This is a genomic window from Streptomyces sp. NPDC030021 (genome assembly GCF_055574035.1).
In genome coordinates this window covers 32,134-57,647 of sequence record NZ_JBVIAH010000034.1, presented here as the reverse complement: position 1 = coordinate 57,647, position 25,514 = coordinate 32,134, and the positions used below count along the sequence as shown (strand labels likewise).

General features: G+C 70.3%; 16 protein-coding genes and 1 pseudogene. 6 read left to right on the top strand and 11 right to left on the bottom strand.

The genetic code is table 11. The annotated features are described in order from the left end of the window. Positions 1–201: 201 nt before the first annotated feature. The gene (locus tag ACZ4YL_RS39090) at positions 202–744 is read right to left on the bottom strand and encodes a carboxymuconolactone decarboxylase family protein (RefSeq protein ID WP_468123067.1); all 543 of its coding nucleotides are present in this window, start codon (positions 742–744) and stop codon (positions 202–204) included. Positions 745–824: 80 nt separating this feature from the next. Between ACZ4YL_RS39090 and ACZ4YL_RS39085 the strand changes: the two genes are divergently transcribed. Continuing rightward, positions 825–3,767, top strand: a complete 2,943-nt coding sequence (locus ACZ4YL_RS39085) for an AfsR/SARP family transcriptional regulator (protein ID WP_468123066.1) — start codon at positions 825–827, stop codon at positions 3,765–3,767. Positions 3,768–3,828: 61 nt separating this feature from the next. Here the strand turns inward: ACZ4YL_RS39085 and ACZ4YL_RS39080 are convergent, their stop codons facing one another. From ACZ4YL_RS39080 to ACZ4YL_RS39070, 3 genes are all read right to left on the bottom strand, one after another. Then, positions 3,829–4,848: a COX15/CtaA family protein gene (locus tag ACZ4YL_RS39080; RefSeq protein WP_468123064.1), complete on the bottom strand. Its 1,020-nt coding sequence runs from the start codon at positions 4,846–4,848 to the stop codon at positions 3,829–3,831. An 89-nt stretch (positions 4,849–4,937) separates the two neighbouring features. Then, positions 4,938–6,023 carry a hypothetical protein gene (locus ACZ4YL_RS39075; protein ID WP_468123063.1) on the bottom strand — a complete coding sequence of 362 codons (1,086 nt, stop codon included), beginning with the start codon at positions 6,021–6,023 and terminating at the stop codon, positions 4,938–4,940. 423 nt (positions 6,024–6,446) lie between these two features. Beyond that, positions 6,447–6,824, bottom strand: coding sequence for an FKBP-type peptidyl-prolyl cis-trans isomerase (locus tag ACZ4YL_RS39070; protein ID WP_468123061.1), 378 nt, complete (start codon positions 6,822–6,824; stop codon positions 6,447–6,449). A 544-nt stretch (positions 6,825–7,368) separates the two neighbouring features. Here ACZ4YL_RS39070 and ACZ4YL_RS39065 point away from each other — a divergent pair. The 4 genes and pseudogenes from ACZ4YL_RS39065 to ACZ4YL_RS39050 all read left to right on the top strand — a co-directional run. After that, on the top strand, positions 7,369–8,754 hold the full coding sequence (locus ACZ4YL_RS39065) for a DUF5685 family protein (RefSeq protein WP_468123060.1): 1,386 nt from the start codon (positions 7,369–7,371) through the stop codon (positions 8,752–8,754). 514 nt (positions 8,755–9,268) lie between these two features. Next, entirely contained in the window at positions 9,269–10,762 is a 1,494-nt protein-coding gene (locus ACZ4YL_RS39060; protein ID WP_468123058.1) for a DHA2 family efflux MFS transporter permease subunit, read from the top strand. Positions 10,763–11,019: 257 nt separating this feature from the next. Continuing rightward, positions 11,020–11,709 carry a hypothetical protein gene (locus ACZ4YL_RS39055; RefSeq protein ID WP_468123056.1) on the top strand — a complete coding sequence of 230 codons (690 nt, stop codon included), beginning with the start codon at positions 11,020–11,022 and terminating at the stop codon, positions 11,707–11,709. 11 nt (positions 11,710–11,720) lie between these two features. After that, positions 11,721–11,834: pseudogene (locus ACZ4YL_RS39050) on the top strand (hypothetical protein); the annotation flags it as partial. A 90-nt stretch (positions 11,835–11,924) separates the two neighbouring features. Here the strand turns inward: ACZ4YL_RS39050 and ACZ4YL_RS39045 are convergent. Then, positions 11,925–12,347 carry a MarR family winged helix-turn-helix transcriptional regulator gene (locus tag ACZ4YL_RS39045; RefSeq protein WP_468123055.1) on the bottom strand — a complete coding sequence of 141 codons (423 nt, stop codon included), beginning with the start codon at positions 12,345–12,347 and terminating at the stop codon, positions 11,925–11,927. A gap of 161 nt (positions 12,348–12,508) precedes the next feature. On the opposite strand from ACZ4YL_RS39045, the gene eno reads away from it, so the two are divergent. Next, complete coding sequence (gene eno / locus ACZ4YL_RS39040) at positions 12,509–13,816, top strand: phosphopyruvate hydratase (RefSeq protein WP_468123054.1); 1,308 nt, start codon at positions 12,509–12,511, stop codon at positions 13,814–13,816. Positions 13,817–13,940: 124 nt separating this feature from the next. Here eno and ACZ4YL_RS39035 read toward each other — a convergent pair whose 3' ends face one another. The 6 genes from ACZ4YL_RS39035 to ACZ4YL_RS39010 form a co-directional block, all read right to left on the bottom strand. Continuing rightward, positions 13,941–16,094: a SpoIIE family protein phosphatase gene (locus ACZ4YL_RS39035; protein WP_468123052.1), complete on the bottom strand. Its 2,154-nt coding sequence runs from the start codon at positions 16,092–16,094 to the stop codon at positions 13,941–13,943. Positions 16,095–16,518: 424 nt separating this feature from the next. Continuing rightward, entirely contained in the window at positions 16,519–20,805 is a 4,287-nt protein-coding gene (locus tag ACZ4YL_RS39030; RefSeq protein ID WP_468123050.1) for a molybdopterin-dependent oxidoreductase, read from the bottom strand. A gap of 462 nt (positions 20,806–21,267) precedes the next feature. After that, positions 21,268–21,852, bottom strand: a complete 585-nt coding sequence (locus tag ACZ4YL_RS39025; RefSeq protein ID WP_468123049.1) for a sulfite oxidase-like oxidoreductase — start codon at positions 21,850–21,852, stop codon at positions 21,268–21,270. A gap of 429 nt (positions 21,853–22,281) precedes the next feature. Further along, entirely contained in the window at positions 22,282–22,683 is a 402-nt protein-coding gene (locus ACZ4YL_RS39020; protein WP_468123048.1) for an SMI1/KNR4 family protein, read from the bottom strand. 12 nt (positions 22,684–22,695) lie between these two features. Next, positions 22,696–23,022, bottom strand: coding sequence for a hypothetical protein (locus ACZ4YL_RS39015; RefSeq protein WP_468123046.1), 327 nt, complete (start codon positions 23,020–23,022; stop codon positions 22,696–22,698). A gap of 7 nt (positions 23,023–23,029) precedes the next feature. Continuing rightward, positions 23,030–25,315: a coiled-coil domain-containing protein gene (locus tag ACZ4YL_RS39010; RefSeq protein WP_468123044.1), complete on the bottom strand. Its 2,286-nt coding sequence runs from the start codon at positions 25,313–25,315 to the stop codon at positions 23,030–23,032. Positions 25,316–25,514 lie beyond the last annotated feature (199 nt).

Below are 25,514 nucleotides of genomic sequence, written 5' to 3'. Positions count from 1 at the left end.
CTGCCCAGAGCGGGCCGGGTGAGCTGGGCGTGGACCTGTCCGGGGTCGGGGGCCGGTACTCCGGGCAGATCGTGGGCCGTTGAGGCCGCGACGACCTGATACCAGGCGGCGGCCTCGGCGGCCGAAACGCGCTGGAGCGGATGGACGTTTACTGCTGTGGGCACGGTGATGGCCTTCGTGGTCGAGTCGGTTCGCGATTCTTCAGTCGGTGTGGCGTACGAGCGGCCAGTCGATGTCGACGCGGGCAGCCGTGGCGAGGTAGTTGGTGAACACGTTCAGAGCCACATGGGCGACGACCTCGACGATCTGCCCGTCGGACAGACCGGCGCGCCGGGCCGCGGCCAGCTGCCCGTCGGCAACGGTTCCGCGGTCACGGACCAACACGGCGGCCAGATCCAGGACGGCGGCGGCCCAGGGGTCGTCGGCCTTGCCCCGGCGCGCGCGGGTGGCCTCGGCCGCACTCAGCCCGGCCGTCCTGGTCCCGCGGAACGCATGCACGGACAGGCAGTAATCGGACCCGTTCTCCTGCGCCACCAGCAACGCGATGCGCTCGCGCACGTCCGCCGACAGGGTTCCCTCCGCGTTCAGGGTGGTGACGACGCCCAAGTACCCCTTCAGTACGGCCGGGTTGTTGGCCATCACCCTGGCCAGGTTGGGGACGACCCCCAGGGCGCGGTGCGTGGCGGTGAACAGGGCTGCGGCTTCACCGGTCGCGATCTCCGGTTCAACGGTGTGGAGTGGCATGTGGGTAACCCTGCAGGTTGATCTTGATACATTCGCGATGCTTCTTCGATGCACGCACTGGTGACCCCGGGAGTAACGGAATGCGGTTCACGATCCTCGGCCCGGTGGAGGCCGTGGCTCCCGGTTCGGATGCACCCGGCCTGGCACCCCGTCATCGTGCCGTGCTCGCCTACCTGCTGCTGCATGCCGGTGTCGCGGTCAGCACGGATCGCCTCATCGACGCGATGTGGGGGCCGCTGCCGCCGGATTCCGCCCGCGCGCAGATCCAGACCACGATCGCCGCGATCCGACGGATGCTGCGCGCTTCAGGAGCCGACCGGATGCTGGCCACGCGGCCGGCCGGATACGTGATCACCCCCGAGCCGGGGCAACTCGATCTGGACGGGTTCACCAGCCTGATCGCCAAGGCGCCGGCCGTCTCCGACGACCCGGGGGACACCGCGGACCAGATACGTGCCGCGCTGGCGCTGTGGCGGGGAGAGCCGCTGGCCGACATCACCGCCCATTACGTCCAGAGCGCCAGAACACGTCTGAACGGGCAGCTCCTGACCGCCGTCGAGCGCCTGGCCGAGCTGGAACTGGCCCGGGGGCGCCACGACGACCTCATCGACGAACTGTCCGTCCACGCGGCGGCCAACCCCCTGCGGGAACGGCTCTGCTGCCAGCTGATGCTCGCCCTGCACCGCGCCGGACGCCAGACCGACGCGTTGCACGTGGCGAGAACCTTCCGGGCAACCCTGGCCGAACAGCAGGGACTGGACCCCGGCCACGCGTTCAGCACACTCGAACAGGACATCCTGCGGGACGCCCCCGATCTGAGGCCGCCGGTCACCGCGCCGGCGAAGCCGCAGGGGATCAGCTTCCTGCCCTACGACGTCCCGGACTTCACCGGACGCGAAGGCGAGCTGGACGGCCTGATCCGCATGTGGTCGGGCAACAACGGCGGCGTCGTGACGATTTCGGCGATCGACGGGATGGCCGGCGTCGGCAAGACGACGTTCGCGGTCCATGCGGGGCACCGCCTCGCTGACCACTTTCCGGACGGGCAGCTCTTCATCGACCTGCAGGCGCACACCGCCGGTCAGGCGCCGCTCGACGCCGGTGCCGCGCTCGAGATCCTCCTGGGACAACTCGGCGTGCCCACCCAGCAGATACCCGCCACGGTCGCCGATCGCGCCGCGCTGTGGCGGTCCGAACTCTCCGGCCGTCGCGTGCTGGCCGTGCTGGACAACGCCCTCGGCGCCGACCAGGTACGCCAGTTGCTGCCCGGATCCTCCCGCACCCTCATCCTGATCACCAGCCGCCGACGGCTGACCGACCTGGACGGGGCGCACGCCCTGTCCCTGGACGTACTGCCTGCCGCGGACGCCGTGGAGCTGTTCACGGCGATCGTCGGCGAACGCGCGGACGCCGAACCCCTGGCCGTCCTCGATGTCCTGCAGTTGTGCGGATTCCTGCCGCTGGCCGTCCGCATCGCCGCCGCCCGCCTGCACCATCGCCCCCGCTGGACCGTCGCCCACCTGGCCGACCGGCTCCGCGACCAGCGCCGCAGACTCTCCGAGCTGGCCACCTCGGAGCGAGGAGTGGCAGCGGCGTTCACGCTGTCCTACGAGCAGCTGACTCCGGATCAGCAGCGCATGTTCCGGCTCCTGGGTCTCCAGCCGGGCCGTGACATCAGCCCCGAGGCGGCATCCGCGCTGGCCGACCTCCCGCCGGAGCAGGCCGAGACCCTCCTGGAAGACCTCCTGGACGCCCACGTCCTGACCCAGTACCAGCTCGGCCGCTACACCTTCCACGACCTGCTGCGCGAACACGCCCTCGCCACCGCGGCCGCCCAGGAACCCCTGGGCGCCCAGTGCGAGGCCCTCGGCCGGCTGTTCCACCACTATCTCCACACCGCGTGCGCGGCCATCGACCACCTCTACCCCGAGGGCAAGAACCGCAGGCCACGCATCCCCGCGCCGGACACCCCGGCCTCGCCCCCACAGGACGAGGCCGAGGCGATCACCTGGCTGGACAGCGAACGCGCGAACCTCATGGCGTCCGCCCAGTACGCGGCCGAGCACGACCAGCTCCCGCACACCAGCCAACTGGCCGCCACCTTGCACCGCTACCTGCTGGGCCACGCCCACCAGGCCGACGCGCTGGCCCTCTGCGGCCTGGCACTGCGAGCCGCCCGCCGGAGCGGCGACACGGCCGCCGAAGCGCGCACGCTCATCGATCTCGGCCAGGTGCACTTCTGGTGGCACGGCGCCTACGAGCAAGCGGCCGGCCACTACCGGCACGCCCTGGACCTCGCGCGCGAGACCGGCGACCAGGGCATCGCGGCCGCCGCGCTGCAGGCCCTCGGCACCGTCTCCAGGCGGCGGCGGGAGTACGACCGGGCCCACGACCACTGCGCGCAGTCGCTCGCGCTCTTCCGGGAGCTCGGCGACCGCGGTGGCGAAGCCAGATGCCTGACCGACCTCGGCATCGTCCACGAACGCCAAGGACGGTACGAGGACGCCCACGAGCACCACCGGCAAGCGCTGCACGCCTACCGGGAGACAGGGTCGCGCATCGGCGAGACCGTCGTGCTGAACAACATCGGGCTGCTGTACCAGCGACAAGGCCGCCACGACGAGGCCCGGCGCCATCACCACCAGGCCCTGGAGCTGAGCCGGAGGTTCGACTTCCCGGGAGACGAGGCCGAGTCGCTCAACGCCCTTGCGGAGGCCGCCCGGTCCATGGGCGACCTCGTCCGGGCTGCGGCCGAACACGACAACGCGCTGACCCTCGCGCGCGAGTTCAGCTACCGCCCCGAGCAGGCCCGCGCCCACGACGGCCTGGCGCACGTCCACCGCGACCTGGGCCGCATCGACCTCGCCCACGACCACGCCCGACAGGCCCTCGACCTCTACACCGCCCTCGCGGTCCCCGAGGCCGACGAGATCCGCACCTTCCTCAGCGGGCTGCCGCCGACCGCGAACGAGCCCGAACCGCCGGGGGCATCCACCGCCGACGACGCCCGCTGCGCCTCGTAGGAGGTGCCTGCTCCGGGAACGGTCCGGGTCGTGGTGACGGGGTGCCCCGGGCGGGCGTGCCTCAGGCGTGGCGTGAGGGCGTGGGTGCCATCGGGGCCGGACGGGGCAGCGGTGCACCGCCGAGCGGACCCGAACGGCTGAAACGGGCCCGCCTGACGGTGAAGTGCACCCGAAGCACTCCGGTCCAGACGAGCGCCGAGCCCAGCAGGTGGAGCATCACGAGGAGCGAGGGCAGGGCAGTCACCGACTGCACCAGCCCCACGAGGCCCTGGCCCAGGAGTACGGCCAGGAAGGTGACCGTCTTACGGCGCGCGTCGCCGGAGCCGTCCCTGGGCAGCGCCGACAGCAGGGCTCCCGCCAGGACCAGGACCACCCCGGCCAGTACGCCGTGGACGACGGTCACGGCCGTCCAGTCGAAGGGCATCCGCGGCACCTCGGAGGAGTCACCCGCGTGCGGTCCGGAACCGGTGGCGAGCGTGCCCACGACGACCAGCAGGGCCGTCACCGCGACCAGGACCGCCGACAGCGCCCGGATCCGCGCGACGGACCCCGCCGCGCGGGGGACCGGTGCGCCGGTCCGGCCACCCCCGCCTCCGGCGCCGACATCGGCGTACGCCGCGTGCCAGGTGTACACAGCAGCGGTGAGCAGCAGCGTGGCGGCGAGGAAGTGCGCGGCGACGATGTACGGGCTCAGCCGCATCCATACGGTCACTCCGCCGACGACCGCGTTCAGTACGACGATCCAGAACTGCGCCCAGCCCCCGCGCAGCACCGCAGGCATCGGCTTCTCCTGGAGGCGCGCGGTGATGATGACCCAGCCCACCACCGCGCACAGCAGCCCGGTCAGGAGCCGGTTCCCGAATTCGATGGCACCGTGCACCCCCATTTCCGCAGTGGGGGCCAGCGTCTCTCCCGTACACATGGGCCAGTCGGTGCAGCCGAGACCGGAGCCTGTGACGCGGACGATGCCACCGGTCACGATGATCGCGATACTTGCCATGACCGAACCGAGTGCGGCGAGCCTGACGCTCCTCGCACCGAGTGAGTACCTGCCGGCAAGCCATGAGAGGGGGGTTCGCACGATCAGCCTTCCGTTGTTCTGCCTTCCCGGCACCGGCGCGGAAGTCCAGCGTACGCCGCACGTCCAACCCGGAACCCGGGGGCTGGACTTCATCGTGCAGGGTCTCGGCTTGCGAAAGCCGGATACCGCGGCAGCCGGGCCACCTCCCAACTCCGGGCGACCTCACTCAACAACAACCGCATCGTCTCCGCGAACGCCGGGAACTCCTCCAGCGTGCTCGCCATCTCCCAGCGATGCCTCAGCACCTGGCGCCTCGTCGGGACCGGACGCCGAGTCCGGTGCAGCGGCCCATCCTCCATGGAGCGAGGCAGCAGCCTCACCGTAGCGTCCACCGTCCAGACCGCTACGGCCTGCCGCATGCCGGCCTGCCACACCTCGTCCTCGGCCAGTGCCGGGTACACATCGACGACCTCCGCGCGATACGCCTGCTCGATCTCCGCAGCCATTTCGGCCGGCAGGGTGAAGACGCACCAGCAGCTGGAGAACGGCATCCGGCAGTACGCGGCCGTCAGGAACACCGATTGGTAGCAGGCCGCCTCGAAGTCGATCAGCCGCAGTCCCTCTGCGGTGAGCAGGTTGTTGTCGGGACAGGTATCACCCGGAGTAAAGGCCGGATACTCCTCCCCACCCGCTGTCCCGATCCGGGCCAGCTCCTCCGCAAGGCCCGGCGGAGCTGCCACCCCGGCGCCATCAAGCAGCACGAGCAGATCAGCGGCCCTCTGCGCGATCCACGGCTCGTCCCCCCAGGACAGCATGCCCTTGTCGTAGCGGGACCACAGCCGCGCGAGATCGGCGCGGCGGTGCACCGATTCGGCGGCCAGCCGCCCGAGCCCACGGGCCCAGGCCAGCAACCCGCTTTCCGCGGCCGTCGGATCGCTCCCGAGTAGAACGTCCGCCAGGGTAGGCGCGTTCCCAAGGTCCGCCATGACCAGCAAGGGCACCTTGGGGTCCACACCCAAAACCTCGGGACCAGCGATCCCAAGAGACAGCCCGGCGGCCTCAGCTGTGAAGCAGCGCAGAGACTCCGGCTCGTTGCCGAACGCCTTGACGATCACACTGCCGCCACCGGCCGTTTCACACCGCAACACGGTGCTGCGCGAGCTGCCACCCAGGTCGACCGGGCCGGACAACTCGAGATCCAACAGTTCGCCGGCGGCGCGCAAGATCGACTCCACCTCGGCATTCTGCCACCGACACCCTGGACGCCGCAGGCCGCCGTGTGACCGCCAACCCTTTTGAAACGTTCAGTGTTCAGCGATTTCGGGGAAGCGCAGCCGAGTGACCCGGAGTGCGGAAGGTACGCCTCCCAGCCCGTCTCCACGCTCTTCGCCGACCCCTACAGGACCACCGGTGCCCTTTCAAGGCTCCCGCACCACCTGGAAGGACACCTGCTGGGGACCTGACACCGCCTTCATGAACCGAGTCCACGCGTGCGCCCGCAGGATGCAGTCCATGGACGCGGGCGCGGTCCATGACCGGCCCGGGAGACATGGCACCGGCACAACGGGCTCCGGCCCTCTCCGAGGCGACCCTGGAACGGATCACCGAGCACCGGCACGGGTGCGGTGGAGAGGCCGGGGGAAGAAGGCAGGCCTTCCTCAGACCACGGAGAGCAGGTCCACCACGAAGACGAGCGTGGAACCCGCCGGGATCAACGGCGAGGGGGACTGGTTGCGGTAGCCGAGGTGCGGGGGAACGATGATCTCGCGCCGACCGCCGACCTTCATCCCCCTGATCCCCCGGTCCCAGCCCTTGATGACTCTGCCACCACCCACGGCGAACTTGAACGGCTGGCCCCGGTCCCAGGAGGCGTCGAACTCCAATCCGGACTCGAAGGTGACCCCGACGTAGTGCACCCGGACCACCCTGCCCGGCTTCGCCTCAGGACCGTCCCCGACGACGAGGTCCCGGATGGTCAGCTCCTGGGGAGCATCACCCCCCGGGAGTTCGATCTGGGGCTTCGTCAGTTCACTCATCGCAGTCTCATTACTCTCCGCCGGAATGGATGATCACGCTACCGAGAACGCTGATCGACCGAAGTACATCAAACCCCACGGAACACGGCGCGGCGCGCCTCGCGACGGCCCGCCCGATGCCGCGGTCCGGGAACGGTCCGGATCTTGGGCACGACGGGGCTGCGACAGGGACGCCGCTGCTCCTTTCGCGCTGCCCCCGCACCGGACGGAGAACGCCACGAGTGCGGTCGGCGACCGATTGGGCGCGATCCCCGCGGCCGGTCGCCGCGGTGCCAGGTCCGGCCGCCTCTTCAGTAGGTCGTCGATCGCGTCTGGAAGGCTGCTGCGAGGGAGTTCCTGGTTGTCCGTCACGCAACGGCCTCGGACGCTGTCGTAGTCGACTCCGCAGAAACACCCCTCGGAAGGGACCATCTAGGATGTCGGCCGCGCGTTGATGTCATATGCGGTTGACGTCACGCGGGGGCGTGCCTCATGTGCAGTCTTGCGTCCGTGAGCCGTCCGACCGGATGCGTCCGGGTAGCTGTTCCTACGGGGGAGAACTTCGGTGTTCGGAATCATCAGACCATGCCGTCATCGCCTGGGCGAGGGCTTGCGTACCGAGTGGATGGCCCATCTGTGCGGGCTGTGCCTGGCTTTGCGCAGCGAGTACGGGCAGTTCGCGCGGGTGGCCACCAACTACGACGGCCTGATCGTCTCGGTGCTGACCGAAGCGCAGTCGGAGCGTACCGGGGACTGGCGGCGGGGTGCCGGTCCGTGCCCGCTGCGCGGGATGCGGTCGGCGGACGTGGCGCAGGGTGAGGGTGCGCGGCTGGCGGCGACGGTGTCGCTGGTGCTGGCCGCAGCGAAGATGCGTGACCATGTGGCCGATGGTGACGGCCTGGTGGGGCGCCGCCCGGTGGCGCTGGCGGCACGCCGGATCGCCCACAAGTGGGACCGCGCGGGCGTCGCGGGCGGCGAACGACTCGGCTTCGACACGGCGCTGCTGCTCGCGGCGGTCGAGCGCCAGCCGGACGTCGAGCGGTCGACGGGTCCCGGTGGCTCGCTGCTGACGGTCACGGAGCCCGCGGAGACGGCGACCGCAGCCGCCTTCGCGTACACCGCAGTGCTCACGGACCGCCCGGGCAACGCCGAACCGCTGGCGGAAGCCGGCCGTCTGTTCGGTCGGCTGGCGCATCTGCTGGACGCGGTGGAGGACCTGGACGCGGACGAGGCGTCCGGCGCGTGGAACCCGATCGCCGTGACCGGTGCGGACCGCGCCGAGGTGCGCCGGCTCTGCGACGACGCCGTCCGTGGAATCCGACTCGCCCTGTCCGACGCCGTGTTCGTCGACGGGCGGCTGGTGCAGGCGCTTCTGGGCGGCGAGTTGGAGCGTGCCGTCGATCGAGTCTTCGACCCTCGGCATCGTCACCATCAGCACCGCCCCCAGGTGCGGGGCCTGCGCGTGCTGCCCTGGCTGGGACGCCGGGGTGCGGAGACGGAAACGCCGTCGGGGACCGGCACGGGCACGGCCTGCGGGGTAGGTGAGCTTGCGGGCGCGGTCCCGGACGGTGGGGTGACGGCGTCGGGCCAGCGGTCGGAGGGGCAGTGCCGGCGGTGTCGCGAGTGGGGCCGGTTGTGCGGCGACTGCAGGTTGTGCTCCAGATGCTGCCGCTGCCACGAAGACGCCGGCCAGGATGACGGAGAACCCTTGCAGTTCGGCGACGGGAACCGCAACGGCGGTTCGAGCCGGGATGGTTCCGGCAGGGACGGTTCCGGGGGTGACGGCTGGTTCGGCGGTCAGGGCGGCGGCAACCCGGGTGGCTCCTCCGGCGGTTCGGGCGGTGGCCATGGGTCCAGTGGCTCCGGTGGTTCCGGAGGTGGCTCGGGTGATGGCTGCGGTGGCGGTGGCTGCTGCAATCCGTGCAAGTGCTGCTGCGACTGCTGCGACTGAACGAAGGATGAGCCTGGTTCCCCGCCCGGCGGGGAACCGGGGTGCCGAAGTTCTCGTCGCTGTGCGTCGACGACGGCGCACGCCACCGGCTGCACCGCCTACACCCGTGCGACTCGGTCCCGACGAAATCGGCGCAGGGCAGAAGAATGGGGTCTCGGCGGCGCGCCGTCGGCACTTCCGGTGATCACCGGCTCGCCCGGCCGCGGACCGCAGGGTGTCGCCCCACGATGAACGACACCACTCGCGAGGTCGGGGGGCCGCATGGGGGGGCAGCGCGGCGGAAGATCCCGGTCCAGGCGCCCGGAAGGAAAGGTGCGCTTGCTGCCGTCGTCCTGGAGCTCGGCGCCGGGCTGCTCCAGAAGCCATGTCTTGGCCGCTCCGGGTCGGCAAAATGGTTTGAGCTCGGGCGGCGGTACCGACAGGATCGGGGAACACCGATGAGTTCTTCCCGGCGCCGCGGTCTGTCAGTGTGACCTGCCCACATGCGGAGGACACCCAGATGACGGAAGGCGCCATGCCCGCACCAACGCTCACCCCCTCGCCCGCCCGCGTCACCGCCGTGCTGCGGATTCTCGTGCTGTCCACGTTCGTCGTCCTCCTCAACGAGACGATCATGGTCAACGCGATCCCGCGGCTCATGCGCGATTTCGAGGTCACCGCAGCCGCCGCAGGGTGGCTGTCCACGGCCTTCATGCTCACCATGGCCGTCGTCATCCCGGTGACGGGGTGGTTCCTCCAGCGCGTGACGACCCGAACCGCGTTCGGCCTCGCCATGGCACTGTTCCTCGCCGGCACTGCTCTGGCCGCGGCCGCGCCCGCCTTCCCCGTACTGCTGGCCGCCCGCGTCATCCAGGCCAGCGGCACCGCCGTCATGATGCCTCTGCTCATGACGACGCTGATGACCCTCGTGCCCCCGCACGACCGCGGCCGTGTCATGGGCAACATCACCCTCGTCATCTCCGTCGCACCCGCCCTCGGCCCCGCCGTCTCCGGTGTGCTGCTGCAGCTGGGGTCATGGCGCCTGCTGTTCCTGGCCGTGCTTCCCATCGCCGGAGCCATGGCCGTATTCGGTCGGCGCAACCTGGTCAACATCGGCGAGCCGCAAGCCGGTCCGATCGACTGGTTGTCCGTCCCCCTGGCGGCAGCGGGCTTCGGCGCCCTGGTCTACGGCCTGAGCGGGCTCGGTGCCGAGAACGCGGCCCAGGCTCCCGTGCCCCCGGAGGCCATCACCCTGGCCGGCGCCGTGCTCGTAGGACTGTTCGTATGGCGACAACTGGCACTGCAGCGCTCCTCCACCCCGCTACTGGACCTGCGCGCACTGACGTTTCGTCACTTCTCCGTGGCACTGGGCCTGATGTGCCTGTCCTTCATGGCCCTCATGGGTGCGTTCATCCTGCTGCCGATCTACCTGCAGGAGGTGTGCGGTCTGACCTCACTGCAGACCGGGCTGCTCCTCATCCCCGGCGGCCTGACCATGGGCCTGCTCGGACCACAGGTCGGCAAGCTCTACGACCGACTCGGCGCACCACGCCTGGTCGTACCCGGAGCCGTACTCACAGCGCTGTGCCTCGCGCTGTTCGCCCTCACGGGCGAACAGACCTCGCCGTGGCTGGTGCTCGCCCTTCACGTGGCCCTGAGTGCGGGCATGGCGTTCGTCTTCACCCCCGTCTTCACCTCCGGTCTGTCCGTACTGCCGCCGCACCTCTACCCGCACGGATCCGCCATCCTCGGGTCGCTCCAGCAGGTCGCGGCCGCCGCCGGCACCGCCCTGGTCATCAGTGTCATGTCGGGACACGCCGCCACGGCAGCAGCCGAGGGCGCCGACACCACCGGCGCCCTCGCCGCCGGCATCCGGTGGGGATTCGGCGTCGGCGCCGTGCTCGGCGCCCTGGCCGTGCTGGTCGCGTTGCTGATCCGCACCCCGCCCGCTCCGCAACTGTCTGCGGCATCGGAGGCCCAGGACGAAGACGGCACCACGACGCACAAAACCGCCCACACACCCACGTGACGCCCTGGTGACCGGCCCGGTGCTCGCCGCGACGAAGGGGGCACGGTTCGACCTGACCGGGGGCGGGGCGCGGCGGCAGAGCCGGTGCTGCGGCGCCTGCTGCCGCCGGCCGACCCCGGCCTGGAGCCCAGGGCCTGTCTGCGGTGCTGCCATCTCCCCTCGAACGTACGAGTACAGGTCATGTGAGTACGCGTACTCACTCCGAGACCGGTAGCCGCACCCATCCGCCGCACATCCCGCTCGCATAGCGTCCTCGTATGCCCCACGAGACCGTGCCAAGCGCCGCCACCCCTGACTCGATCCAGTCCAAGGCCTCCTCTATCCTCCTCGGCGCCGTCGGATGCGGTGGCGCGGCGCTCCTCGGCGTACTCGTTCTGGTCGTCGCGCTCGCATGGGGCTCATGGGGGTCGACGGACTTCCAACGTGTCGCACCCGAGGAGATGGCGGACCGCGCCCTCCAGCGTTCGCAGAAGGCCTACGAGGTCATGGGGTTCAAGCGCACCATAGAACCCGGAGTCGAGGACATCGGAGTCAGTACGCAGAACACGTTCGGCTCCAGCTTCTGTTACGACGGGGGCCTGCTGGGGCTGAACGACACGACCGTCGACGGCGCCTACTCGATGAGACACAGCTGGGCACTGGACCACGTGCCGGCGAGCCAGGCGGTCCCCGGCTTCCGCCGACTGCACCAGTTCTTCAAGGACAATGGCTGGAAGGTCACGTCCCACGGCGAGGGTGAGCAGGGCAGGGACTGGGAGTTGTTCGTCCAGCGGGACGACGGCGCCGAGCGGATGTCCTTCACCTGGTACCCGGACCGGGAGTACTTCACCGGCGGCGTCAGCATGCCCTGCGCCTACGACCCGGAGTGGAAGCACGGCGACGTCGGCCCTCCCGGGGACGACCAGAGGCCACCCGTCTTCGGGCCCGCGCGGCGGGACTCGCTGTGAGCTCGGGAACGATGGCGCCGGAGTGCGCGGTACGGGACCTGGGGATCGGAGCGGGGGACGAGGTCCTGACGTTCGTGTCGACCGTGTTCGCGGTGGCCGCCGCCGGAGCGGTCCCGGTGTCCGTCGATATCGGCCCGCGCACCCGCACCCTCGACCCCGCCGCGCCTCACGGTGCAGTCCGGTGTAGACGGCGTCGAAGGCGGGGCGCAGGTCGGTCAGCGTGTGGCGAGCCGTTCCAGCAGGGCGGCGCTCCGCGCCAGCAACTCCCGCTCTTCATTCGTGAGTTCGGCTTCGATGGCCTGCGCGAGCCAGCCGGCCCTGCGGCCCCGTTCGGCTTCGAGCGCGGCCCGGCCCGCGTCCGACAGCTCGACCAGCGACTTGCGGCCGTCGGTGGGGTGCGCCCGGCGCGTTATCAGGTTCTGTTCCATGAGCAGCCCCACCGACCGGGCCATCGACTGGGGGCGTACGCGCTGATCGGCGGCGAGGTCGCTGGTGGTCATGGCCCCGTTCCGGTCGAGCGCACCGAGCACGGCGGCCTGGCCCAGCGGGATGCGGTCCTCGTGCTTCACGCGTCGGAGGAGCTTGCCCATGGCGGTGCGCAGGTCGGCGGCGATGGCGGCGGCTTCCGAGGTGGGCATAGGGCACTTTACCCCGCTGGTCAGCGTTGCTGTGCACCTGACCTGCACAGTTTTGCTGTACAGCAGAACTGAACAGCATTGCTGTAGGGTTTGCGGGTCGGGCTCAGCGCCAGCGTCGTCGCAGCCGGGGCCGCGGCACACGACAACGGGGAGGAACCACCATGTCCGCACAGGCAGTCGGGACCATCGACGCCGCCATCGAGACCGTCACCGCCCGCCGGATCATCGACAGCCGGGGCAACCCCACGGTCGAGGTCGACGTCGTCCTGACGGACGGGTCCCTGGGACGCGCGGCCGTCCCCTCCGGCGCCTCCACCGGCGCCCGTGAGGCCGTGGAACTGCGCGACGGAGACGCCGCGCGCTGGCACGGCAAGGGCGTCGACCGCGCGGTGGCCCACGCCAACGGGGAGATCGCGGCCGCCGTCCGCGGCCGGGACGCGGCCGACCAGGCAGGTCTCGACGCCGCACTGGTCGCCCTCGACGGCACCGCCACGAAGTCCCGGCTCGGCGCCAACGCGATCCTCGGCGTCTCCCTCGCCGCCGCCAAGGCCGCCGCGGCGGCGCACCGCCAGCCCCTCTACCGCTACCTCGGCGGCGCCGACGCCCACCTCCTGCCGCTGCCGATGATGAACATCGTCAACGGCGGCGCCCACGCCGACAATCCGCTGGACTTCCAGGAGTTCATGATCGCGCCGGTGGGCGCGGACACCTTCGCCGAAGCCGTCCGCATGGGCAGCGAGGTCTTCCACACCCTGCGGCGCGACCTGCTGGCCGCCGGGCACTCCACGGGCGTCGGCGACGAGGGCGGCTTCGCACCCGCTCTGCGTACCGCCGAGGAGGCGCTCGACTTCGTGATGGCCGCCATCGAACGCACCGGCTACCGCCCCGGTACGGACATCGGCCTGATCATGGACCCGGCGTCCTCGGAGTTCTTCCACGACGGCGTGTACGACTACCAGGGCGAGGGGGTGCGCCGCACCCCCTCAGAGAACGCCGACTACCTCGCCAAGCTCATCGACGCCTACCCGATCCTCTCCATCGAGGACCCGATGGCGGAGAACGACTGGGACGGCTGGCGCGAGCTGACCGCCCGCGTCGGCGACTGCTGCCAGCTCACCGGCGACGACCTGTTCTGCACCGACGAGACGCTGCTGCGCGAGGGCATCCTCACCGGCGCCGGCAATTCGGTCCTGATCAAGGTCAACCAGATCGGCACCCTGACCGAGGCCCTGGCCACGGTGGCCACGGCCCACCAGGCGGGCTGGACGGCCGTCATGTCGCACCGCTCGGGCGAGACGGAGGACACCACCATCGCGGATCTGGCGGTGGCGACCGGCTGCGGCCAGATCAAGACCGGCTCGCTCTCCCGCTCCGACCGTACGGCGAAGTACAACCAGCTGATCCGGATCGAAGAGGAGTTGGGCGACTCGGCGCGCTACGCGGGCCGCTCCGCACTGCGCCGGGCGTGAACAGCGGGAAGCGGTAAGGGCCACGCGGCCCCCCGACCGCGATCGGGGGCCCGCGTGCATGCCGGGAAGACGAATGTCCCTGCTGGCGATCGGTGGTGTTGCGGATCCCATGCAGGCGGGCCGGTCAGTCCGGTCCGTCGGCCCCGTCGGCGGGCGGGTGGGGTCGTACATGGGCGATGACGAGGGCGACGTCGTCGGCCGCGTCGGGGTGTCGTAGCGCAGCAAGAAGTCGGTCGCAGGTCGCCTCCGGGGGGAGGCCGGGATCGGCGAGGAGGTGCAGGAGCAGGTCGAGGCGGTCGTCCAGGGCCTCGTCGCGGGTTTCTACGAGGCCGTCGGTGTAGAGGACCAGCCGGTCGCCGGGGATCAGGCCGAGGACGGTGTTCTCGAAGTCGGCGCCGCCCAGGCTGCCCGTGCCGAGCGGCACGCCGGCGGGAAGGTCGAGCAGTTCCGGGGGCTGCTCCGACCGGATCACGACGGGTGGCGGGTGGCCGGCGAGGGCGACCCGGCAGCGGGAGCGGTGCGGGTCCCAGGTGGCGTAGACGCAGGTCGCGATGGTCCCGTCCAGTTCGGCGGTGATGTGGTCGAGGTGGCGCAGAACCCGGGCCGGGTCGAGACCGAGGTCGGCCAGGGTGCGGGTGGCCGTGCGCAGCTGTCCCATGGTGGCGGCGGCGTGGACACCGTGCCCCATGACGTCGCCGACCACGAGAGCGGTCTTGTCCTTGGGCTGGGGGATCGCGTCGAACCAGTCGCCGCCGATCCCGCTGGCCGCCGCCGCGGGCTGGTAGCGGTAGGCGATCTGGAGGCCGGCGTACCGGGGCGGGGGCTGGGGGAGCAGGTGGCGCTGAAGCGTCAGGGCGGTGTCGGTGGCGTGCTGGTACCAGCGGGCGTTGTCGATGGCGACGGCGGCGCGGGTGGCCAGCTCACCGGCCAGGGTGACGTCGTCGTGGTCGAAGGGCGGCGGATTGCGGGTGCGCAGGAAGCCGAGGGCGCCGAGGACCTGGCCGCGGGCAGTCAGCGGTACGGCCAGGTAGGAGTGCGTGCCCTCTTGGGCGAGGAGATCCGCGGCGGCTTCGTCGCGCGCGATGTGCACCAGGTCCGCGCCGGTGACGTGCGACACCAGGACGGGACGACCGGTGTTCACGCAGCGGGTGACCAGGCGGTCGGCCGGATACGTGGTGCGTTCGCCGACCGGGTCGGCGGCGCGGACGGAGGCCGTCTCGTAGGCCGCCGCCACCGCCAGGGCCATGAAGAGAGCCTGCCCCGTCCGGGGTCCGGGCGCCGTGGCGACGCTGCCTTCCAGGACGGAGTCGAGGACGTCGACCGAGGCGATGTCGGCCAGGTCGGCCACGACGAGGTCGGCGAGCTCGCAGGCCGTCCGCCCCAGGTCCAGGGTCGTCCCGACGGTCACCGACGCCCGGGCGATGAGGTCCAGGCGCCTACGGGCTCCGGTGGCCTCCTGGGCCGCGCGGTAGCTGTCGGTGACGTCCACCACCATGAGGGCGACACCGATCACCCGCCCGCGCGGGTCCTCCAGCCGGTAGTACGAGCCCGACCAGGCGTGCTCCCGGTCCGGATCGGCGGGAGTGCGCCCGGTGCCGTACTGGTCCAGCAGGGGTGCGCCCGTGTCCAGGACCCGGCGCATGGCGGCTTCGATCGCGTCCGTGTCCAGGAACGGCAGCGCCTCACCGGGCGTACGGCCCAGGTGCCTCTCGGCGGGCAGGCCGTTGATCCGTTCCAGCGTCGGGTTGACCAGGACGTAGCGCAGGTCGGTGTCCAGAACGGCCAGCCCGAGCGGGGACTGCGCCACCAGCGGCACCGATTGCGCCAGGTCCCGCTCCACGCCCCGTAGAACGGCCTCGTCGCAGGCGATCCCCAGGGCGTACACGCCGCCGTGCTCGTCCTGCAGCCGCATGCTGCGGAACTCCACCAGCCGTGTGGAGCCGTCCTTGCGCCGCACGGGGAAGACGCCCGCCCAGGCGCCGCCACCGGCCATGACCTTGGCGAACAGTTCGAGGATCAGGTCGACGTACTCTTCGGCGATCAGAAGTTTCGCCGCGTAGCTGCCGAGCGCCTCCTCGGCCGACCAGCCGAACAGGTCCTGTGCCTGGGGGCTCCACAACGTGATCCGCCCGTCGGTGTCCAGGGCCACCGCGGCCACGCTCAGAACGTCCAGCAGACCGCCTGGTTCGGAGGGAACCACTTTCACCGGGCTGGGCGCGGCCCGCAGTGTCTCGGAGGTGACCACGACCGGACCTCCTTCACCCCATGCGGCGGGCATCGGACCTGGTGATCCAGCGCCCTGCTTGCTCCGCGGGCCGCCTCTCATCCGCCTCCGCCCCGTCCGGGCGGCAGTCTCCGCGAGCGGCTGCCTGACGGGCAGGCTGCCCCTTTCCCGGGAATGCCGGCGTGTCCCCGCGGCCCGGCAGGCGTGTTCGACATGGAGCTTCATCGACGATGGCGCTCGTGAGCGTTTCTACGAGAGGCTCCGCCGCGATCTGGAGTCCGGTGCCTGGGACGAGCGCTTCGGCCACCTGCGCACGCAGGAGACGTACGAAGGGTCGCTCGTCATCGTGCGCGCGACCCCGTGAGAGCTGAAGTACCTGCCCTGCCGACGAGGGAGATACGGTCCGATCCATCGAACGCGGTCCGGCCGCAGGCGGTGGCCTGTCCGTCGGCTGCACGGCTGCACGGCTGCGGACCGATCAGTAGATGTCGCGGACGTAGCGCCTTTCGCCGGCCATCTGCCGTACGTACGCGGCGGCCGATTCCGCGTCCATACCGCCGTGCGCGGCGACGATCTCATGCAGGGCCCGGTCCACGTCCTTGGCCATGCGGCCGGCGTCGCCGCAGACGTAGAAGTGGGCGCCGTCCTGCAGCCACCGCCACAGCCGGGGACCGTGCTCGCGCATGCGGTCCTGAACGTAGATCTTGTTGCGCTGATCGCGCGAGAAGGCGACATCGAGGCGGTCCAGGTGGCCGGAGGCGAGGAATGCTTCCAGTTCCTCGCGGTGGCAGAAGTCGGTGGCTTCGCGCTGTTCCCCGAAGAACAGCCAGTTGGGGGCGGTGTGTCCCTTGGCCCGACGCTCCTCCAGAAACCCGATGAACGGTGCGACTCCCGTACCCGGGCCGACCATGATCATGGGTGTGGCGGAGCCGGTCGGCGGGCGGAAGTGGGGCGAGCGCTGGACGAACACCTGGACGGGTCCGTCGTCGGCGCAGTCCGCGAGGTAGGTGGAGCAGACGCCCTTGCGGTCCCGGCCCAGGTCGTTGGTGTAGCGGACGACGGACACGGTCAGTCGGACCTCGCCCGGGTGCGCGAGCGGACTGGAGGAAATGGAGTACAGGCGTGGCTGCAGCCGCTTGAGGACTCCCGTCCACTCGTCGGCCGAGGCCCGGACGGGGAAGGCGCCGATGACGTCGGCGGCCTGCCGGCCCCAACTCCACTTCGCCAGCTCGCCCTTGTTGTCCGGGCGCAGCAGTCGTTGGAGGTCCCGGTCTCCCGTGCGTGAGGCGACGAATCTGAGGAGGTCCGGGGTGATGCGGGCGATGTCGAAGCGGGTCCGCAGGGCTTCACCGAGGGGGATGGTGTCGCCGCTGTCGGGGAGGGCGACGACCTCGTCGGGGTCCAGGCCGGTGAGGGCGAGCCATTCGGCGACGAGTGCGGAGCCGTTGGCCGGCCATACGCCGAGGGCGTCTCCGGCCTCGTAGGCGAGCTCCCCGCCACGGGTGTCGAAGGCGAACTGCCGCACCTCCTTCTGTGATCCGGGCAGGCTGAGCAGCCGGTTCCCGATCAGGAGCGTCGCGAACGGTGAGGTCTTGGAGTAGCCGCCGGATGCGGTGGGCGGGGTGGCGGCGGGTACGGTGACGGGCTCTGCTGCGGAGCGTGCCGCTGCACCTGCGGCGGCGACCGCGGCGGGTGCCGGGGTGGTGGTGGGCTGCGGGTCGGCTGCTGTGGCGAGGGCGGTGGAGATCTGGTCGAGCCACTGTCCGGCGGTCTCGTCGTAGTCGGGTTCACAGTCGGTGCGTGCGTGCAGGCGGGTGCCGCCGAGTTCGGTCAGGCGCTCGTCCAGGCGGCGGCCGTGGCCGCAGAAGTCGTCGTAGCTGGAGTCGCCGAACGCCAGGACGGAGTAGCGCAGGCCGTCCAGCCGGGCGGCGTCGGGGGCGGTGAGGGCTTGCCAGAAGCCGGCGCCGTTGTCGGGGCTGTCGCCGTCGCCGAAGGTGCTGGTGACGATCAGCAGGTCGGTGTCGGAGGTGAGCTGCGCTGGGGTGGCGTCGGCCATGGCGAGCAGGGCCGGGGTGTGGCCGGTCCCGGTGAGGCGGGTGGCTGCGGTTGCGGCGAACTCCTCGGCGTTTCCGGTCTGTGAGGCCCACAGCACGATCAGCGGCCGGGTCCTGACTGCGTCGGGGGCGGCGCCGACGGCATGGCCGGGGGAGGCGGGGGCGGACGGTGCGAGGGCGGGAGCGGCGGGGGCGGCCGTACGGGAGAACATGCCGGCCAGCACGCCGTCCACCCACAGCGCCGTCGCCGGGGCGAAGGGGGCGGAGGCGGGCAGTACCGGTACGCCGCCGGGCGGTGCCACGGCGATGCCGGACAGGTATCCGGAGAGGTACCTGCGCTCCGGCTCCTCCAACACCGGTCCGGCCAGGTCGGTCAGGCCGAAAAGGGTGGTGAGGGCGGTCACGGCCGTGTCCATGCCTCGGGTCTGCGGCGTGGAGGCCGGGCCAGGTGGTTGCTGCGTCGGGACGGACGGGGCCGTGGCAGTGGCTGCGGACACGGCAGCGCTTTCCTCGGGTTCCGGGGCGGCGACCACGCGCAAGGCCACGGCGCAGGCCTTGAACCCGGGCTGGAACGAGATCGGGTCGACGGCGTCGTTGGTGACGGCGTTGACGCTGAGGTACTCCCCGAACAGGTCGTTCCAGTGGAACGGTGCGAAACAGTTCCCGGGGCGCACGCGGTCGGTGACGACAGCGGGCAGGACGGCGCGGCCGCGCCGGGAGGCGACCTCGATGTGGTCCCCGTCCCCGGCGTTCATGGCGGCGGCGTCGTCGGGGTGCAGTTCGACGAACGGGCCGGGGTTGAGCTTGTTGAGCTTCGCAACCTTGCCGGTCTTGGTCAGGGTGTGCCACTGGTGTTGCAGACGCCCGGTGTTCAGGACGAACGGATAGTCGTCGTCGGGGAGCTCGGAAGCCGGCAGATGAGGGCGGCCGAAGAACTGGGCGCGGCCGGTGGCGGTGGGGAACGCCAACCGGGGCCGGGTGCCGTCCTCGCGTTCCAACAGGGTCTGGCTGACGCCGTCGTTGAGGTAGCGGATCGGGTTGCGGTCGCTGCCCTCCGGGGACGGGGTCGGCCACTGGACAGGGGTCTGGCGCAGGCGCTGGTAGCTGACGCCGCGCAGGTCCCAGCCCGTCTTCGGGTTCCAGGCCTGCTTCAGCTCCTCGAAGACGTCCTCGGCGCCGGCGTACGTGAAGGCCTCGGCGAAACCCATCTCGCAGGCGACACGGGCGATCAGCTGCCAGTCGGGCAGCGCCTGCCCGGGCGGATCCACGACGCCTGGGACGAGGGTGAGGTTCCGCTCAGAGTTGATCATGATTCCGTCGGACTCCGCCCACAGCGTGGCGGGCAGTACGACGTCGGCGTAGGCGGTCGTCTCGGTCTCGGCGAAAACGTCCTGCGTGATGACGAGCTCCGCGGCCTCCAGGCCGGCGATGACCGTCTTGCGGTTGGAGACCGAGGCGACCGGGTTAGTGCAGATGATCCAGCAGGCCTTGATGTCCCCGGCGGCCATCTGCTCGAACATCTCCACGGTCCCGCGTCCCACCTCGGTGCGCAGCGTGCCCGCTTCAACGCCCCATAGGTCCTCGATGAACGCGCGCTCCTCGGCTACGAGGACGGAGCGCTGGCCGGGCAGACCCGGGCCCATGTAGCCCATTTCGCGTCCGCCCATCGCGTTGGGCTGGCCGGTCAGCGAGAACGGGCCGGAGCCGGGCCGGCAGATCGCCCCGGTGGCGAGGTGGAGGTTGACCAGGGCGTTGGTGTTCCAGGTGCCGTGGGTGGACTGGTTGAGTCCCATCGTCCAGCAGCTCATCCACTCGCCGGCCTCGCCGATCCACTGCGCGGCCTGCCGGATGTCCGCTTCCGGTATCCCGGTGATCTCGGCGACCTTCGCCGGCGGGTAGTCCGCCAGGAAGGCGGGCATGTCCTCCCAGCCGTCGGTGAACTCCGCGATGAACGCCTCGTCGGTGTGCCCGTTCTCCACCAGCAGCTGCAGGAGCCCGTTCAGCAGGGCCAGGTCCGTGCCCGGCTTGATCTGCAGGAACAGGTCGGCCTTGTCGGCGGTGGAATTGCGCCGGGGGTCGACGACGATCAGTTTCGCCCCGGCCGCCTTGATCCGGTCCATCATCCGCAGGAACAGGATCGGGTGGCAGTCGGCCATGTTCGCGCCGATGACGAAGAACGCATCGGCCCGGTCGAAGTCCTGATAGGAGCCGGGGGGCCCGTCCGCACCCAACGAGAGCTTGTATCCGGAGCCCGCACTGGCCATGCACAGACGGGAGTTGGACTCGATCTGATTGGTGCGTACGAAGCCCTTCGCGAGCTTGTTGGCCAAGTACTGGGCTTCGAGTGACATCTGTCCGGAGACGTAGAAGGACAGCGCGTCGGGGCCGTGTTCGTCGAGGATGGCGCGCAGTCGTCCGGCGACTGCCGTGATCGTCGCGTCCACGCGCGCTTCCTCGGGCTCGGCGCCGCGTTCCGTGCGGACCAGCGCCGTGGCGGCCCGCCCGGTGGCGGCCATCATGTCGGCGCTGGTCGAGCCCTTCGTGCAGAGCCGCCCGAAGTTCGTCGGGTGGAGCTTGTCCCCGGAGATCTTCTCGGCGGTTCGCCGACCGGTGGCAGGGTCCCGGCCGATGTCGAACACCATGCCGCAACCGACGCCGCAGTACGAGCAGACCGTCCGTACGCTCTCCGCCTTCGCATCCGGCGTCGTCACCGGGACTCCTTCCCCAGGGCCACAGTCCTCGCCCCGCGTAAGCCGGGTGAGCGTGGGCAGGAGTGGGAAGATCCCCACATCCAAGACCGTAGGAAGACCGCATTACCGGGCGATCACGCCCTGCGGTCGCGATGTGTAAACCGGCCCGCACACCGCTCCCTCGCCAGCTGTGAGCAGCAAGGATGGTCCAGGTACACGCGTAGGCAGACAGCCGGCCGGGGCTGAGGACCGGCACCCGTGCCCGCGGGCCACCGGCCCGGGCCTGTCAGCCGGCTACGGCAGTGCAGACGTGTTCCCCACGGGAGCGGGTGCTTGGTACTGCCGGCAACGCCGCCACAGTTCCCGTCGACGGAGTATGCGATCTTGCTGCCTCGGGGATCCACCCCTACGTCCCGGCTCGGGGGAGGACTTGTGCAGCCCCCGGGTGGCCACGACCCCTTCGTCGCGCGCTGATTCGTGCTTCTAGGGCGAGTCTTCCTGGTAGGAGTGCCGCTGCTCTTTCCAAGGGTCGGCGATGTTGTGGTAGCCGCGCTCTTCCCAGAACCCACGCCGGTCCGCGGTCATGTACTCGATCCCGCGCAGCCACTTCGGTCCCTTGTAGCCGTACAGGTGCGGCACGACCAGGCGGAGTGGAAAGCCGTGCTCGACGGTCAGGGGTTCCCCGTTGTGGTGCATGGCCATCAGGGTCCGGTCCGAGGCGAAGTCGGACAGGCGCAGGTTGGCGCTGTAGCCGTACTCGGCCCACGCCATGACGTGCGTGACCTGCGGCGCCGGTGGCGCCAGCTCCAGCAAGGTCTTGGCCGGCACTCCGTAGAACTCGTGATCGGCCGTCGAGGGCCCGGACGCGCAGTGCATGTCGGTGACGACCGTGATACGGGGGAGGGCGGACACCTCGTCGAACGTCCAGCTGTACTTCTCTCCGGAGGCGGTGGCGCCGAAGACCTGAAGGGTCCACCGCTCGGGCCGGAACTTCGGCACCGGCCCGTAGTGCGACACAGGCCAGCCCTTGGCCAGCTTCTGGCCAGGAGGAAGTTGTCCCGATTCCACGATGTCGCCCTGTTCTCCCGCATACCGGCGCGATGACGGCGAGCGCCTCTCCGCAGGCAGAAGTCTGCCAGCAACCGCCGACCACCGGCTTCAGCCACCCCGACGGCCAGGGAGTCGCGCACTGCCCCCCGGGCGCGGCGGCCGGGCCGCATCCGGCGGGCCTCGCCTGGGGCCCGCTCCTGGCGATCCTCACCGTCTCGTACCACCGACGCCGCCGAGCGAACGATGCGTCGGCTGCCGCTCGGCCCGAGGCCGGTTGGCCGGTCCGCTGGGCCTGCCGTTGCAGAGCACGACCAGGGTCCCGAATCAAGCACCGAGGTGTTTCCCCTACTCGGCGACATCGCGCTCACGTGGAAACGGGCGATCCCAGCGCTGACCAACAGACGTTCTCAGGACTCGGTTCTGGCACACATTCCGTAAGGGCGGTGGTCAGGAGTGCGCGGAATCGGTGTCGTCCCACTTCCATCCGGTTCGGGGGAACTCCTTGAGCAGGGCGGTGAGGGACGGTGCCTGGTAGATGGCGGATGACCAGTTCTCCGCGGATACATCGAGCGTCACCAGAGGCGGGGTGTCCTGACGAAAGTCATAGGCAAGCAGTTCGCGGCTTCCGTCCCCGCCGATGACGACGGCGCCGGGGAAGCGCTTCTGGAACTCTCCAGCCTCATTGATGCCGATGAGCTCGGCCGGCGCGTCAATCACCAGGAAGTCGTCAGTGGGAGGAATGAACTGACTCAGACTCCCTGTGGTTCCCAGGAAGTCCCGGTAGTCCTCGGGAAAGCGGACTCCGAAGTGGTGCTCGACCTGCGCGATCTGGTCGTCGTTCGAACTCATGAAGCAGTTCTATCAAGGGTATCGCCGCCTGGTGGCGGTGGCCGCCTTGTGCCGCGGTGAGGAGTACACGTTCGCGGAGCAGGGCAGGTCCGCGGTGCGGGTGGCGGTGATCCAGTCCTTGAGGCGCCGGCCGGAGCGGTACTTCGCGAGCTTCGCCGCGATCTCCTCGGCGGTCTCGTGGCAGTTGTCGACCTCGATGAACAACAGCGGGATCCCGTACTGCGGCGCGGTGAGCACGATGCCGGCCTGGGCGCCGCCCTTGCCCGGCGCACCCCACGTCCCGGTGGCCGGGAGCGGCACGCTCCCCCGTGCGACCGGTGCCCGCCCTCCAGTGGACACGCTGTGATTAGCCATGGGGCGGCTGCAGAGGCTGCCAGAAGGCCCGCGAGAACACCTTCTGTTCGTGCTTGGTGCGCTCCTTTTTCAGAGCCTCGGTGAATCTTCGCCCTTGGCATGCGGTGGCCGCCGAGACCAGTTCGGTGGCGTTGGTCTGCAGTCCGGAGGCTTCCAAGGCCACCACCAGGTTGGACTGGTGAGTCGCGGACCGTCTCCTGGCGGTCGCCCAGACGACCCGGTTGCCTATCGCCGCGCGGGCGGGTTGAGCTGCGTTGTCGAGCCGAGCCAGCTGCTGGAGAAGGAGCACGATCTCCTCCGCGTCCCGCAGTACCAGGACCTCCAGTGCCCGTTCGAGTTCCTGCTGCAGGTCCGCTGCGGCAAGAGCGAGCAGCAGCGGAGCCGTCGCCGCGGGCGCTCCGCCCTCGGCTTGTCGCGCCAGCATGGTGCTGTCGGTGAACATCGATCCGGCGTGGCGCAGTTGGAGGAGGAACTGCCCGACGTGACCGGTGGGTCGGTCCTCCAGGGAGCAGGTGTAGACGGTCCACGCGTTGTCGGCCCGTCCGTTCTTCTCCAGCTCGATTACCACGGCGGCAGCCGCCTCGGGTCCGACGGAGCGGGCCATGCCCGCCAGTAGAGCTTCCGTTCCCGGATACGTCCGGTCCAGCGCATCCAGCAGGTTCGGCAGTTCGCGCCGTGGGATCGTCCGGAGGGCGGTGACCAATGCCTCCGAGGCCTGCCGGTGGCGGCCGGTCGCATGCAAGTCGGTAATCAGTACACAGGCGTCAGCCGTCGGGCGGGAAGCGATGGCGTAGTTGACGACGGCGGCCGCGGCCTCGTGCTTGTGCATGGCCTGCAAGGCCGAGATAAGGGCGAGAAGATGCTCGACCTTCCGATTTTGGGTGGCGCGGAAGACCGTCTCGGCATCCACGTGCAGGCCGCTGCGGGATAGCTCCTCGGTCAGCTCGGCAACGTCGGAGGCCGACCTACAGTTCGCCGCCCCCGCATGCAGCGTGCCCTTGACGGCGTGCATGCCCGCCTCCGTGAGAGCCCGGCTGAGGGCGACGATGTCGGCGACGGTTCGCTCGGCAGCCACCGCCTCGACCGCCGACACGACTGCGGTGTCCAGACCCGTTCCGATCAGCCAGGTGAGCAGCACGATCACGTCCGGCACCGGTCGCGTCGCGCCGACGGCACCGAGTAAGGTCTCGGCCTGTTCCCGCAGGCCGCATCCGTGCAGGCTGCGGACGAGTACCGCGACATCGCGCGGGGTGTGCAACTGAACCGAGGCGCGCAGCAGCTGTACGAGATGGTCCTCCAGCCCCGCTCGGTGCAGGTGCACCATCAGCGCACAGGTGTCCTCGACCGAGCGCGTCATCACCAGAGCCGGCAGGGCCGCCTCCGCGTGCGCGTGGAGTCCGGCCTCCTTGAGCGCAGCCAGGAGCGCCGTGACCTCTTGGACCTCCCGGGAACGGCTGACCGAGGCCACCAACTCGCTCGCCATTGCCCGCTGAGTGCGGGACTCCAGATCACCGATGACGGCGATCAGTTCCGGCACCGAAGCGCTGCGGTCGGTCTCCTCAAGCGCGGCCATCAGCGAGACCGGGCCGATGCGGCCGGCCGGCTCGCTGCCAAGGTCCTGGACGTCTTCCAGTTGCGCCTCCAGGTGGTGGCACTGATCCTCGGCCGCGATGAGTTCCGCGCGGGCAACGGCCAGCGCCTCCCGGAGGTACAGCACTTCCTGTTCGAGCCGCTCGCACTCGGTTTCGAGTTCGTGGATCTCGCCCTGCCACATGTCGAGGTCGGCCCGATGGGCGAGCCGCTGCCCTTCCAGTTCGACATGCAACTGACGACACCGCCGGTGCGTCTCGGCGAGCTGTCGGTTGCGGTCTGACAGGGCTTCTTCCAAGGCCCGCTGGAGCGTCTTGATACGGCGGGTCTCCTCGTCCGCCTCGGCCAGCCGGTCCTGGATGGCCTGCTTCTCGGTGTCGCCCCGGTGTGAGCTCAGCGCCTCGCGGTGCAGAGCACGCAGGCCGCTCTCGGCTTCGAAGGTGATCGGTGACCCGTCCTCACGCAGGTCCGCAAGGACGGTGGCAACGAAGTCCCACGGGGGGACGCGCTCCGCTGCGAGGTAGCGGGTCACCGTGCTCGGATCCAGGTGCCGGCGGACAGCGTAGCGACGGACGCTGATGCCCAGGGCGAGGAAGACGCCACGGAGGTCCTCGGCAAAGGCCCGTTTCTGCGGCGAAAGGCCTTCTTTCAGGGGTGACAGGCGAGCCGCCTGTGCCGTGCGCTCCATGAGAAACAACCTCGCCGCAGATGCCAAGGGGACGACCGAACGTCCAGTATCCGGGCTGCCGAGCCTGGTAGCGCTGCAACGGGTGTTGCCGTCCCGAACGGCAACACCGGCGGCAGTTCGGCATGCGCTGCCATCCGCGATGGCAACACCACACGACCCTGTTTGGCGGCACTGTGCGCGCACCATGAGGGGGGCGGCG